This is a genomic window from Halalkalibacter krulwichiae (genome assembly GCF_002109385.1).
In the GTDB taxonomy this organism is placed as follows: Bacteria; Bacillota; Bacilli; order Bacillales; family Bacillaceae_D; genus Halalkalibacter; species Halalkalibacter krulwichiae.
Genome location: NZ_CP020814.1, coordinates 4,434,464 through 4,447,966 on the forward strand (window position 1 = coordinate 4,434,464; position 13,503 = coordinate 4,447,966).

14 protein-coding genes and 1 other annotated feature are annotated in these 13,503 nt (G+C 40.3%); of the genes, 5 read left to right on the plus strand and 9 right to left on the minus strand.

Going from position 1 to position 13,503, the window contains the following annotated elements; genetic code table 11:
- Nucleotides 1-71: 71 nt before the first annotated feature.
- The 9 genes from BkAM31D_RS22530 to urtA all read right to left on the minus strand — a co-directional run bounded on the left by BkAM31D_RS22530 (nucleotide 72) and on the right by urtA (nucleotide 9,456).
- A complete protein-coding gene (locus tag BkAM31D_RS22530; protein ID WP_066154931.1) occupies nucleotides 72-308 on the minus strand; it encodes a hypothetical protein in 237 nt (78 codons plus the stop codon).
- Nucleotides 290-1,840, minus strand: a complete 1,551-nt coding sequence (locus BkAM31D_RS22535; RefSeq protein WP_066154935.1) for a sodium:solute symporter family protein — start codon at nucleotides 1,838-1,840, stop codon at nucleotides 290-292. The genes BkAM31D_RS22530 and BkAM31D_RS22535 overlap by 19 nt, the downstream gene beginning before the upstream one ends.
- Nucleotides 1,841-2,222: 382 nt before the next feature.
- Nucleotides 2,223-3,464: a tyrosine--tRNA ligase gene (gene tyrS / locus BkAM31D_RS22540; RefSeq protein ID WP_066154937.1), complete on the minus strand. Its 1,242-nt coding sequence runs from the start codon at nucleotides 3,462-3,464 to the stop codon at nucleotides 2,223-2,225.
- 45 nt (nucleotides 3,465-3,509) lie between these two features.
- Nucleotides 3,510-3,716 (minus strand) — a binding site (T-box leader).
- Nucleotides 3,717-3,727: 11 nt separating this feature from the next.
- A complete protein-coding gene (locus BkAM31D_RS22545) occupies nucleotides 3,728-4,189 on the minus strand; it encodes a MarR family transcriptional regulator (protein WP_066155339.1) in 462 nt (153 codons plus the stop codon).
- Nucleotides 4,190-4,670: 481 nt separating this feature from the next.
- Nucleotides 4,671-5,363 carry an urea ABC transporter ATP-binding subunit UrtE gene (urtE, locus tag BkAM31D_RS22550; RefSeq protein WP_066154940.1) on the minus strand — a complete coding sequence of 231 codons (693 nt, stop codon included), beginning with the start codon at nucleotides 5,361-5,363 and terminating at the stop codon, nucleotides 4,671-4,673.
- Complete coding sequence (gene urtD / locus BkAM31D_RS22555; protein ID WP_066154943.1) at nucleotides 5,341-6,135, minus strand: urea ABC transporter ATP-binding protein UrtD; 795 nt, start codon at nucleotides 6,133-6,135, stop codon at nucleotides 5,341-5,343. Before urtD ends, urtE begins: the two co-directional genes overlap by 23 nt.
- Complete coding sequence (gene urtC, locus BkAM31D_RS22560; RefSeq protein ID WP_066154944.1) at nucleotides 6,092-7,183, minus strand: urea ABC transporter permease subunit UrtC; 1,092 nt, start codon at nucleotides 7,181-7,183, stop codon at nucleotides 6,092-6,094. Before urtC ends, urtD begins: the two co-directional genes overlap by 44 nt.
- Before the next feature lie 18 nt (nucleotides 7,184-7,201).
- Nucleotides 7,202-8,104 carry an urea ABC transporter permease subunit UrtB gene (gene urtB, locus BkAM31D_RS22565; protein ID WP_066155342.1) on the minus strand — a complete coding sequence of 301 codons (903 nt, stop codon included), beginning with the start codon at nucleotides 8,102-8,104 and terminating at the stop codon, nucleotides 7,202-7,204.
- An 89-nt stretch (nucleotides 8,105-8,193) separates the two neighbouring features.
- A complete protein-coding gene (urtA, locus tag BkAM31D_RS22570) occupies nucleotides 8,194-9,456 on the minus strand; it encodes an urea ABC transporter substrate-binding protein (protein WP_066154947.1) in 1,263 nt (420 codons plus the stop codon).
- A gap of 489 nt (nucleotides 9,457-9,945) precedes the next feature.
- On the opposite strand from urtA, the gene ureA reads away from it, so the two are divergent.
- From ureA to BkAM31D_RS22595, 5 genes are read left to right on the plus strand one after another with little or no spacing between them, the layout of a single operon-like run.
- Entirely contained in the window at nucleotides 9,946-10,248 is a 303-nt protein-coding gene (gene ureA / locus BkAM31D_RS22575) for an urease subunit gamma (protein WP_066154950.1), read from the plus strand.
- A gap of 15 nt (nucleotides 10,249-10,263) precedes the next feature.
- Complete coding sequence (locus tag BkAM31D_RS22580) at nucleotides 10,264-10,629, plus strand: urease subunit beta (protein ID WP_066154953.1); 366 nt, start codon at nucleotides 10,264-10,266, stop codon at nucleotides 10,627-10,629.
- A complete protein-coding gene (gene ureC, locus BkAM31D_RS22585; protein WP_066154956.1) occupies nucleotides 10,629-12,344 on the plus strand; it encodes an urease subunit alpha in 1,716 nt (571 codons plus the stop codon). Before BkAM31D_RS22580 ends, ureC begins: the two co-directional genes overlap by 1 nt.
- Before the next feature lie 26 nt (nucleotides 12,345-12,370).
- Entirely contained in the window at nucleotides 12,371-12,817 is a 447-nt protein-coding gene (locus BkAM31D_RS22590; RefSeq protein WP_066154959.1) for an urease accessory protein UreE, read from the plus strand.
- Nucleotides 12,756-13,499: an urease accessory protein UreF gene (locus tag BkAM31D_RS22595; protein ID WP_257391616.1), complete on the plus strand. Its 744-nt coding sequence runs from the start codon at nucleotides 12,756-12,758 to the stop codon at nucleotides 13,497-13,499. The genes BkAM31D_RS22590 and BkAM31D_RS22595 overlap by 62 nt, the downstream gene beginning before the upstream one ends.
- Nucleotides 13,500-13,503 lie beyond the last annotated feature (4 nt).

Consider the following 13,503-nt stretch of genomic DNA (forward strand, 5'->3'; position numbering starts at 1 on the left):
ATCGTTTCTCAAATTTCATCATATGATAAAAAAGAAGACACTCACAATATGAGCGCCCTCCTTCCTTTACCTTACTGCTTTTCTTTAGCATCTTTGTAAAATTCAATTAGCGGTCTTGTTACAATGAAAAGAGCGGCAACGACTAACCAAGCAAAAGATAAATAAAACCATCCGGTTAAAAACTGTTCGCTATACACATAACCTGTTGTAAACATAATTCCTGGCCAGATCACAACGAGTACGAGTGACAGTCCGATTGCCCATCTAGTACATAACTTTGTATCTTTTATTAGCTGCTTTTCATCCATACTTTTTCAGTCCCTTCAACTGTTGTAGTTGACTCATCAAAGCTTTTGAACTTATCTTTTAGTGAATCAAAGTCAAATTCCTCCGATGCTATGAGACCATGACCAATTGAAATAACTCCACTTACTAAGAAGACGGTAACATTGCCGAATAACATCGAGTGTAATTGACCTAACGTTTCCACGTTGATTGCGCCGTACATGAGAAAAGCGGACAAGTTCCAAACGATAAGGCCACTGATCATCCCACATAATGCACCATAAAATGCTCCAGTATTCGTCGCTTTTTTCCACATCAATCCTAAAGTGACTGGAATAACTGCTCCACTTACGAAAATCCCCATCGCCATATATACAAAGCCTAACCCAATCCCTATATGGAAAAGCAAGACGGATAAAAGACCCATTCCTAAACCAAAACACAATGTAACTTTGCGAGACATACTTAGTAACGTTTTGCCATCTGCTTTCGGATTGATTGATTTACGATAAATGTCGGTAACAATAATGTTTGTAATAGCTGTTAATTCGGCTGCCCCCGTTGACATAACGGCCATGAATAACATCGCTAAAAACAAGATCGAACCAACATCGCCTAGGATATAAGCAGCCATCGCTGGAGCAATTGCATCCGGTGATGAAACAGAAACACCTAACCCTGCAGCACTTACGCCTAAAATCATTGCGACTGCAAATGGAATCGAAAACCAAGCAATCCCACCGTAAATATAAGCTTTAGAAGCAGCACTGTTCGTACTAGCAATTGCACGCTGCCAGTATGCTTGATCGACAAACACCGTACCGAAATTTCCGATTATATTAATCATTCCAAACAACAAACCTGGAATTGAAGCCATTGTAAGCATTTGAGCTGTATCGGGCATTGCGCTCAACCCTTCATAAATCGGGGTAATGCCAAACTTCACATGTACGGCAATAGCGAAAATAAGCAGAACTGCAAAGATCATCACCGTATTAAAATAATCCGCTATAAACGAAGCCTTCAATCCACCGATCATGGTGTAAATCGTAAACGTTAATGGAATAAGAAACGCTGCGATGAAAATGTTCATTCCCGTTAATTGATTTAAAGCAATCGCTCCACCGAGAATAACCATCGAAGTTACGATAATATTCGTCATTAAAGCAAATACGAGCATAAGCTTATGGTTTTTTCTATCAAAACGTTGACCAATAAATTCTAAAAACGTGTGTGCATGTGGTGCTTTTCGCTTTAAATGGATAGCGACAATTGCGAACAACAGAATTTGAATCGTTGCACCTGCTGCATACCAGAAAGGACCACTAATTCCATATTGATAACCAGTTGATGAAGACATCATTAACGTTGCTGCCCATGTCCAAGCCGCAATTATGGAAGCACTCGCAAGGCCAACACCAACATTTCTTCCAGCTGTACTAAACTGTTCCGCTGTCATTTTTACTTTTTGTCTACGTTGAATCAAAACAGTAACAGCGGTAAAAAACACTCCAAAAATCAATAGAATCATATACCCTACACTTGACGATAGCATAAACTTCCCCTCATCTCTTTAGATTATTTCTACTAAAACACACATTTAACAAATACAGAATATTCAGTTTATTAATCTCGTTCTTGTTGTACGATTTTCAAACATTCTCCTTATTACCGGACGATTTTCACATCTTTTCTTTTTTTGTTCGCCTCTTATGTTTTTAAGAGTAACACCCGAAAAAGTCTAATTCTACTGAATTGTCAGAATATCTAACAACCTATTTTGGTTAATAGTTCCAAAATAATTCTGAGTTTATAGTTATATTCGCTAAACAGTTCCGGAATTTAGTTACTTTGCCTGTGGAGAAATATCACATAGGAATACATAAAAGGGGAGTTCCAAAAGAGCAAAATTAGACCTTTTGAAACACCCCTTTGCTTCATATAATTTTTACGAATTTACGTTTTCCAACTTGCACAATTATTCCCTCGGTAATGGAAACAGTCATTGTGACCTTCTCTACTTTAACTCCATTGATTTTCACCCCTTGGTTTTCAACCATTCGACGGGCTTCACCTTTTGAAGATAATAGTTGCAACTCTAACAGAAGATCAATGACTCCTATTTCAACTTCACCTTCCCACTTCACAACCGGCATTTCATCAGGTATTGCCCGATGCTGGAAAACGGCGATAAATTGTTGTTCGGCTTTTTCTGCTGCCTCTACCCCGTGGTACATTTTTACGATCGTCTTCGCCAAATGCATTTTCGCATCTCTTGGATGTAATTCGCCAGTTGCTAACTGTCCTTCGATCGCTTTCACTTCTTGCTCCGAAAGATCAGTAACTAACTCAAAATACTTACTCATCAACCGGTCTGGGATAGACATCGCTTTTCCGTACATCTCCTCTGGTCTTTCATCAATCCCGATGTAGTTTTTCTTAGATTTCGACATCTTTTCTACCCCATCGAGCCCTTCCAATAACGGCATTAGCATCGCTACTTGTTTTTCTTTTCCAAACTTCTCTTGAAAATGTCTACCCATCAACACATTGAAATGCTGATCTGTACCACCAAGCTCAATGTCGCAATCTAGGACAACTGAATCATAACCTTGCATCAATGGGTAGAAAAACTCGTGAAGAGAGATTGGCTTACCAAATGCAATCCGTTCTTCAAAATCATCCCTTTCCATTAACCTTGCTACCGTAATCTTCCCTGCTAACTGGATCACATCCTCAAATGTTAGTTCAGACAACCACTTTGAGTTATAATGCAGTTCCACTTTTTCCATATCAACAATCTTTCCAAACTGTTCGAAGTACGTTTTGGCATTGTATTTAACTTCCTCATCTGTTAAAGGCTTTCTCGCAATAGATTTCCCTGTAGGGTCGCCAATTTTCCCTGTGAAATCGCCGATTAACAATTGAATAATATGGCCATTTTCTTGAAACTGCCTCAACTTTTTTAAAACAACGGTATGGCCAAGGTGGACATCAGGTGCTGACGGATCTAGTCCTAGTTTAATTTTAAGTGGACGGTTTTCTATTACTGACTTTATGATCTTTTGCTCGAGTTCTTCGATTGGAATGATGTCTTGTACACCTTGAGTGTAAAGCTCCATTTGCCTTTTAACTTCTTGTAATTGTTCATCTGTTACTTCTACGTTTTGTTGAGTCATCTTTTTTCCCCTCCATGAAAATATACAAAAAAACCACATCCCTAAAAAAGGGACGTGGTTTTGCACGCGGTACCACCCTTATTGAAGAATCTAATTCTTCCACTCAAACGAATAACGGCTCGCCCGCCTTTGCTTGTCGCAAAGAAAGCTCAAGGATTGTAATTCGCATTACCTATGTGTCGATTCACACCACCCATCGACTCTCTGAAACAGGGAAGTAATTACTACTCAGTTTCCTATCTACGCTTTTTATTATGTGATTTTTAAAACTGATTGTCTCGAATAACTTGCCTTAATAAGTTCGATATTTTCTTTTGTTCAACAATCGTTAAACTAGAAACAATCTCTGTTTCCCCTTTATGAAAACGTGGATATAACTCTTGCATGGCTTGCTTGCCTTTATCTGTAATCGTAACGTACGTAATTCGTCGATCTCTAGGATCGACTTTACGATAGCATAATTCCTTTCGCTCCAACGTGTTCGTAATATTACTAACGGTTGCTTTTGAAACCCCAGCAGAAAGGGCTAACTTTTTTGTCTCTACTTGTTTCGCGATCCATAAATCATATAGGATCGAAAAAGATGTCCAGGATAGACCGTACTCTGATAACACTTCACGTTCCATTTTATTTCGCAACCCTTGCGCAATGCGGTATATGTTTGTGACTACAGCAATTGCCTCTAAGTTCAATGACTCAAGTGGAAGTTTCATTAAGAGATTCATCGTATCTTTCTCTTCAGGAAGCAATTCTCCGTCCTCGTTAAATGAATGAATAATAACTCCCCCTCTAATTTTCAAAATCGTTAGCTATGAAACGATATTAGCAAAAAAGAGAGATAGATGCAATAAAAATAATAAAAGAGATGTTAATTTCACAACATCTGAGGCTCCTTTTGTAAATACTAGTATATTACTACAAAGGTTATTTCATTGCCTGTTCAATTAACGGGCGCTTTCGTTTACATAGGAGAGAAAACATGAAGAGACTGCGACATAACAGTTTTTTTGAGAATAGGAACGATGACAACCTTAGCGGAGGAATATACGCAGACTGCTGCAGAATCAAAGGGCAAAGGTGAGACCCAAACGAGGAGGCTCACCAGCTGCCCGCACAAAGCGAAGTATATTTCCGGAGCGAATACGATGCATTGACCGTAATGCCGTTTGGATTTTTTATCAATAAAAAGATAGCCTTTTCCCAACCTTACACGCTTAAATAATGACTGACCTCTTCTTCTACAAGCGTTTCTCCCTCATACACAATCCGACCTTTATCAATAATGTAGAAATAATCAGCTACACTTTTGGCAAAGTCAAAACTTTGCTCTACCAATAGAATCGAGATGTTCTTATTTTGCTTCTTAATGTCGCGTATCACATTCTGAATGTCTTGAACAATATTGGGCTGAATCCCTTCTGTTGGTTCATCTAAAAGGAGACAATCGGGTTCAGAAACGAGAGCACGAGCAATCGCTAATTGTTGTTGCTGCCCTCCACTTAAATCTCCTCCTCGACGATCTTTCATTTCTTTCAAAACGGGAAAATATTCGTAAATGACTTCACTTACTTCTTTTCTTGATTTCGATCTCGCTTCTAACCCAAGCATGATGTTTTCAAAAACAGTGAGCTGCGGAAAGATCTCTCTCCCTTGTGGAACATAGCTAATCCCTTTTCGCGCTCGCACAGTTGGGGTCTTATTGGTCATATTTTCTTTTAAGTAAGTTATCGTTCCACTTTTCGCTTTTAACAATCCCATAATGGATTTTATCAGTGTTGTCTTACCAACTCCGTTACGTCCCATCAAACAAACAATCTGCCCAGGCCTTATCTCCATTGTAATATCTCGGATTACTGTACTTTCGTCATAAGCGACTTCAAGCTGTTGAAGTTGCAGCATTCATTTCTCCTCCTTTTCTTCCTAAGTACACTTCCATTACGCGTTCATTTGCTTGGACCTCTGCCATCGAACCATTACAAAGCAACCTTCCTTCATGCATGACCGTAACTCTCTCTGCAAATTTCCGAACAAAATCCATATCATGTTCTACGACAATAATCGTGCATTTTTGCTTTAATTTTAATAAAAGCTCTCCTGTTTTCTCTTCCTCTTCTTCCGTCATCCCCGCAATTGGTTCATCTAGTAACAGCAGATCTGGTTTCTGCATCATAACCATCCCAATCTCAAGCCACTGCTTTTGCCCATGAGACAAAATTCGAGCTTGCACATCTTTAAGATTGGAAAGCCCAATTAACTCGAGTTGCGCTTCTATGTCCTGCTTCTGCTCAACTGTCGTTTTTGCAAGGAGAATCGACCAAATACGTTTATCTTGTTTCATAGCAATCTCAAGATTTTCATAAACCGTTAAGTTAGGAAAAATAGAAGGTGCCTGAAACTTCCGTCCAATTCCCTTTCGGACAATTTCAAACTCTTTTAACGTTGTTAAATCATGCTCTTCCTGAAAGATCACTTCACCTTCTGACGCTTTCGTTTTTCCACATAACACATCAAGAAAAGTTGTTTTACCAGCGCCATTTGGTCCAATTAAGAAGTGAAGTTCTCCCCTAGGAATGGAAAAGGAAAAGTGATTAATCGCTCGAAAACCACCAAAACTCACGACAACATCTTTACACTGCAGGACGTTTTGCTTCCTCAATTGATTTCGTTTCATCGATTATTCCTCCTTTTTTCTTGAAGCGCCATTTCTTAAACAAGCTCATGAATCCACCTGGTAAAAATAAAACAACAATCACAAAAATGGAACCTAAGAAAAACAGCCAAATGTCAGGGTAATTCTCACTAAAGAACGTTTTCGCTAAGTTTGTAGTAATGGCGCCGAATACAGGTCCAATTAATGTTCCTCTTCCCCCAATGGCAACCCAAAGAATCATCTCAATCGATGGGACAATTCCAATCGTGGTTGGTGAGATCATCCCAACCTGAAGCACAAACAACATACCAGCTAACCCTGCAATCCCAGCTGAGAGCGCGAAAACAAAAACTTTAAACAAAGAGGTATCATAGCCTGAGAAGCGAAGCCGGTTTTCCCCATCACGAATGGCAATTAACGTTTTACCAAAACGACTATGAACCAGGCGATAGCACAAGAAGAAAATGAGTCCTAAACATAGAACCGTAATCAGGTAAATCGATTTTTGTGTCGATGGAGCCATTAAGGACTGACCAAAGACAGTTGAAAAACCTGTAATTCCATTCGTTCCGCCTGTATACTCTTGTTTACTAATAATCAATGTAACCGTAACAATGACCAAGGCCTGTGTCAGAATCGTAAAATAAACATCCTTAATTCGATTACGGAAAATAAAAAAGCCTAATGTACCAGCTAACAGCATCGGGAGGAGGATCGCAAAGGATATGGCCATCACAGGATTCTCAAACATGGCCCAAAACCAAGGAAGTTCTGTTATGCCGTTCCACATCATAAAATCAGGAACCGCCCCGGAAGTTGCTTCAAGCTTTAAATAAATCGCCATAATATAAGCGCCTACACCAAAGAAGATTCCGTGCCCGAGGCTTAACACTCCCGTATAGCCCCATAAGAGATCCAGTCCGATAACAAGAATCGCAAACGCTAAAAACCGTCCTAACAAGTTCAATCTGAAATCAGACAAGAACAGCGGACACGCTACTAAGATGATGAGCAAGGCGACAAAAAGCCACCTTCTGTCAAACAGATATTTCGATAACGAAAATGCCATGTTTCATTCTCCTTTTTCTTAATCTAGTGAACGAGTTCGAAGCGAGAACAACCCTTCTGGTCTCCATTGCAAAAATAAAATAATAAGGGCAAATACTAACACTTTTCCCATAGAAGCATTCGTCCAAAATTCAAAGACTGTATTAAACAAACCAATTCCCATTGCGCCAATAACCGTGCCAGTAAGCATTCCTACTCCTCCAACAACTACAACCATGAAGGCATCAATAATGTAGTTCTGCCCAATCGTCGGGCCAATCGGACCAATTAACGTTAATGCTGAACCAGCAATGCCAGCAAAACCTGCTCCTATTGCAAAGGTTAGTGAATCGACCTTCCTTGAGGAAATGCCAAGGCATGTCGCCATATCTCGATTTTGCATAACCGCACGAATTCTTCTGCCTCCATTTGTTCGATACAAGTAAACGAACAAACTTAAGAAACAAACAATAACGAGCGCAATAATAAATAGTCTTGTGTAAGGAAGCATAACGGACATCACTTCAACTCCTCCTCTTAAAAAAGGAGGTGCCTCTACTCCGACATTAGGAGCGCCAAAGATTGACCTAGCTGTTTGCTGCAAAATTAACCCTACACCAAAGGTTGCTAGCAAACTATCAAGCGGTCTTCCATATAAATGACGAATAACGGTGTATTCCAATAACATTCCGATTAATGCAGCCACAATAAAAGCAAAAGGTATAGCAAGGAGGAAGTACCAGTTGAAATATTCAGGTGGCAAATGATTTTTAAATAATAACTGAATCACATATGTTGCATATGCTCCAATCATAATCAACTCACCATGAGCCATATTGATTACTTTCATTAATCCAAATGTTATTGCCAAACCTAATGCAATGAGTAATAAGATTGACCCTAAGCTAATGCCATTAAAGCCTTGGACGATCATTCCTTCCATCATTAACCCCATCCTTTAGTGTTCTCTTTACACCTTCTTTTTTAGAGAGGGCGACACGTTCATTTATGTCACCCTCCAAAACCCTCTCCTTATTGCACTGTTGAGCTAATTTCGCTCGCCCATTCATACCCTTCCAAGAATGGATCAGGCTTAATCGGCTCCCCTGAATTCCACACTTCTTTAAACTGTCCATCTGCCTGTACCTCACCGATTCGAACCGTTTTCCAGACATGCTGATTGTCACCATCAAAGATAATCTTTCCACCTGGGGCATTTAGTTCAAGACCAGGCGCTGCTTCCTTAACTGCATCGACATCAAATGACCCTGCTTCTTCTACAGCTTGAGCCCAAAGATGAACCATGAAATAGGCCGCTTCAATTGGATCACCTGTTACGCGATCATCACCAAACTGTGCTTGATAGCTTTCTACAAAGCTAGCATTCTCTTCTGTATCTGTTGTTTGATAGTAATTCCAGCTAGCATAATGCCCTTCTAACACGTCTGCACCGATTCCGCGAATTTCTTCCTCTGCAACAGAAACAGATAATACGGTAACGTCATCTGATGTAATACCGGCATCTGCTAGTTGCTTAAAGAAGGCCACATTGCTATCGCCATTTAACGTATTAAAAATGACTTCAGGCTTGCTTTCGCGAATACGAGAAATAATCGTACTGTAGTCTGTGTGACCAAGAGGCGTATACTGCTCATCTACTGTTGTGCCGCCGCTTGCTTCTAGCTGTGCTTTAATAATTTGGTTCGCCAATCTCGGAAACACATAATCAGATCCTAATAAGAAAAATTCTGTTCCCTCATTTTCTAACAACCACTCTACAGCCGGAACAATTTGTTGGTTCGGTGCCGCACCTGCATAAAAGATATTTGGCGAAGCTTCCATTCCTTCATATTGAATCGGATAATATAAAAGTCCATTATTCTCTTCAAACACAGGAAGCATTGCTTTTCGGCTTGCAGATGTCCAACCACCAAATACAACGGCTACCTCATCTTGCTGTAATAATTTCGTTGCCCGTTCAGAGAAGATTGATGGTTCAGATGCCCCATCTTCAATAACTGGAACAAGCTGCTTTCCTAACACTCCTCCGGCTGCATTGATTTCTTCGATTGCCAATAACTCTGCGTCTTTTACCGAAGTTTCACTCATTGCCATTGTTCCACTTAAAGAATGAAGAATCCCAACTTTCACTTCTTCATCGGTTGTCTCAGCAGATGGTTCTTGCCCTTCTTCTGTCTCACCTGAAGTCTCACTTCCTCCACAAGCACTTAAGAGCAACACCGCTGACAAGGCTGCACCGAGCAGCATCGATTTCCTCCGTAAAATCTTTTTCATCAATAGATCCTCCCTTTTTTATGTACCATTTTTGTCTACGGGCTTTACGATATCAGAATTTTCCAACATCAACACCAGTTAGGTGAGAAGATCTGACATTAATTTTTAGACTCATCTATTTTTCCTCTTTAACTTTCTAGGCCCTTTCATTCCAATACTTATAGAAGAAAGCAAAAAAGATATACCTTTAAATACTTTCTATCATTTTCCATTTAGGATTTATTTTTAAACTCTACTTCTTGTAAAAAAACTTCCTAACCACAACTAAAGTTATTGCCTGAGAAATCACGGCAACAAAGATTCCATATTGTGTCCTTTTGACAAAAATGAACAATTTCCTGAACTTTAGACACAAAAATCAGAAAAGTTTGTTAGATTATCTGACATGTCCGTTGTTTCAATATTTAGGAAACTTTACAATAAAAGCTACATTTCAGTTTACATATATCTACCAAATAGCTCACATGGACATGTAAGGTGGTGAAACAAATGAAGTTGACTCCTGTAGAACAAGAAAAGCTTCTTATCTTTTTAGCTGGCGAATTAGCGCTTAAACGTAAGGCAAAAGGCTTAAAGCTAAACTATCCTGAGTCTTGTGCAATCATTACGTGCTTTGTGATGGAAGGAGCTCGTGAAGGTAAGTCTGTCTCTCAACTAATGAGTGAAGGAAAGCATGTATTGTCTGTAGAGGATGTGATGGAGGGAATTCCTGAAATGCTGACAGAAATTCAAGTTGAGGCAACCTTCCCAGATGGTGTAAAGCTTGTAACCATTCATGATCCGATTCAATAACAAAGGAGGAGTTTGATGATACCTGGAGAGATTCGCGTTGGCAAAGGGGTTATTTCTTGTAATCAGAATCGTAAGACATTAAGAATAAAAGTCTCGAATATTGGCGATAGGCCGATACAAGTCGGTTCACATTTTCACTTTATTGAAGTGAATCGGTTTTTATCGTTTGATCGCAACGCTGCCATTGGAATGCGCTTGAATATTGCAGCCGGAACCGCCGTTCGCTTTGAACCTGGAGAAGAAAAAGAAGTAGAACTTGTTGAACTCGGAGGAAGGCGTATTGTTCATGGGTTAAACGGGTTAACGAACGGTTCTCTTACTGAACGAACAACCATTGAAAAGGCCCTCAAAGAAAAAAGCTTCATAGGAGGCGAGCAATAATGGATCTAACAAGAAGACAATATGCGAACCTGTTCGGTCCTACTACCGGTGACCAAGTCAGACTTGCCGATACCGATCTTTGGATTGAGATTGAAAAGGATTATACAACCTACGGTGATGAATGTAAATTTGGCGGTGGCAAGGTGCTTCGTGATGGCATGGGGCAAGATGGGATAAGAACCCGTGATGAAGGCGTGCTTGATCTTATTATTACAAATGCCGTAATCATTGATTACACAGGAATTTACAAAGCAGATATCGGCGTCAAAGATGGACGCATCGTCGGAATTGGCAAAGGTGGAAATCCAGATATTATGGATGGTGTCGATGACAATATGATCGTTGGAGCAAGTACAGAAGCTATAGCAGCAGAAGGCATGATTGTCACTGCAGGTGGAATCGATGCCCATATTCACTTCATTTGTCCTCAGCAAATCGAAACAGCGATTTCTTCAGGAGTGACAACAATGATCGGCGGAGGGACAGGTCCTGCTACCGGGTCAAAGGCAACAACGTGCACACCTGGGGCTTGGAACATCGAACGGATGCTTGAAGCTGCTGAAGAGTTTCCAGTTAACGTTGGGTTTCTCGGAAAAGGAAATGCCTCAGCCATCGCCCCTCTCACAGAGCAAATCAAAGCCGGTGCGATCGGGTTAAAACTCCATGAAGATTGGGGTACAACTCCTCAATCAATCGACATGGCCTTACGTGCGGCCGATGAACTTGATGTGCAAGTGGCCATTCATACCGACACGTTAAATGAAGCTGGGTTCCTTGAGGATACCGTAGCAGCAATCAACGGCCGCGTCATTCACACGTATCATACAGAAGGAGCTGGTGGCGGACATGCACCGGATATTATGAAGATTGCAACTCATCCTAATGTGTTGCCTTCGTCAACAAATCCAACCCGTCCGTTTACAGTTAATACGATTGAAGAGCATTTAGATATGTTAATGGTCTGTCATCACTTAGATCCTAACGTACCTGAAGATGTCGCCTTCGCCGATTCGCGAATTCGTCCTGAAACCATTGCAGCCGAGGATATCCTCCATGACCTTGGTATCATTAGCATTATTTCATCAGACTCTCAAGCAATGGGACGTGTCGGTGAAGTTATCATTCGTACATGGCAATCAGCAGATAAAATGAAAAAACAACGCGGCTTCTTAGCAGAAGATGCAGCTAATGAAAATGACAACACTAGAGTAAAACGCTATTTAGCAAAATACACGATTAACCCTGCTATTACGCACGGTGTCAGTGACGAAATTGGTTCGATTGAAGTTGGAAAGCTTGCTGACCTAGTAATCTGGGATCCAATGTTTTTTGGCGTAAAGCCTGAAGTAATTGTAAAAGGCGGTCTCATTGCTTACGCTCAAATGGGTGATCCTAATGCTTCCATTCCAACACCGCAACCTGTATTTCAACGTCCAATGTTCGGAACACTCGGCCGAGCTAAATACTCTACTTCGATTACTTTCGTTTCTCAGACCGCCCTTGACAATGGCATCAAAGAAAAGCTGAAGCTAAACAAGATAATCGCTCCTGTGAAAGGTTGCCGAACGATTGGGAAGAAGGATATGAAGTGGAATGATGCAACACCAAAGATCGATATTAACCCAGAAACCTATGAAGTTAAGGTCGATGGTCAATTAGTTGAATGCGAGCCACTTGAAACGGTCTCGCTCGCGCAACGCTACTTTTTATTTTAATAATTAACTTTTTAGGAGGAACTATTATGATCGTTCAAAGCATCATCGGCAACATTAACAAGCAAGAAGTTGACTTCGACAAGCTCGAATGGATTGAGCTTGATTGGGAGGAATTAAACAAGCGTATTATCCGAAAACATACGGATAAAGGCAGAGAGATTGCCATTACTCTTGATCACAATACACACTTACATGTTGGCGATATCGTTTTCCAAGATGACAATTCGATCATTGCCATTCGGACAAAACTAGAGCCTGCTTATGTCATTAAGCCAACAACATTTACAGAAATCGGGAAAGTAAGTTGGGAACTTGGCAACCGTCATACCCCTTGCATCGTTACTGATTCAGAAATTGTTGTTCGTTACGATGAAACTCTTGAAACGATTTTCAAAAAAGTAAATGTTGCTTATGAAAAGACCGAGCGCCGCTTTGAAACGCCATTTAAATACAAAGGACATCATCACCATTAAACCGTCATTGCTTCACTTCTTGCAAATTCATGACTCGGCCTTTCCTATCGGCTCCTACACCCATTCATTTGGTATGGAGACGTATATTCAAGCACAAAAAATAACCGATAAGCAGAGTCTATTAAACTTTTGCAAAACATATCTTTTCTCAAATTTAGTTTTCGGTGATGGTCTTTTCGTAAAAGAAGCATACGCGCTTGCTTTAAAGCAAGAATTTCAACAATTAAAACAGCTCGATCAACTCAGTCATGCGATGAAAATAGCAAAGGAATCTCGGCAAGGAAGCATTAAAATGGGCAAGCAATTTATCGAAACAATCCTTCCTCTTACAGATTCCGAACTCGTCGCTACTTGGCGTGAGCTCATTAAGAAGAAAGAAATTCACGGACATTATGCAATTACTTATGGGATATACGCAGCCCATTGTCAGTTTGACTTAGAGGATGTGCTAGCAGCCTTTCTCTACTCGTCAACGACAGCACTTATTCATAATGCTGTTCGTGCTATTCCACTTGGACAAAGTGCGGGTGTGCAAGCAATTCACCTCTTGTTTGATCCAATCAATGAAGCCGTTGAATTGGTGAAAGAGAAGACACTTGATGACCTAAGTAATTCATCTGTCGGAATTGAACTTGCCTCAATGGAACACGAACGGCTTCATAGTAGACTTTTCATTTCATAGATAA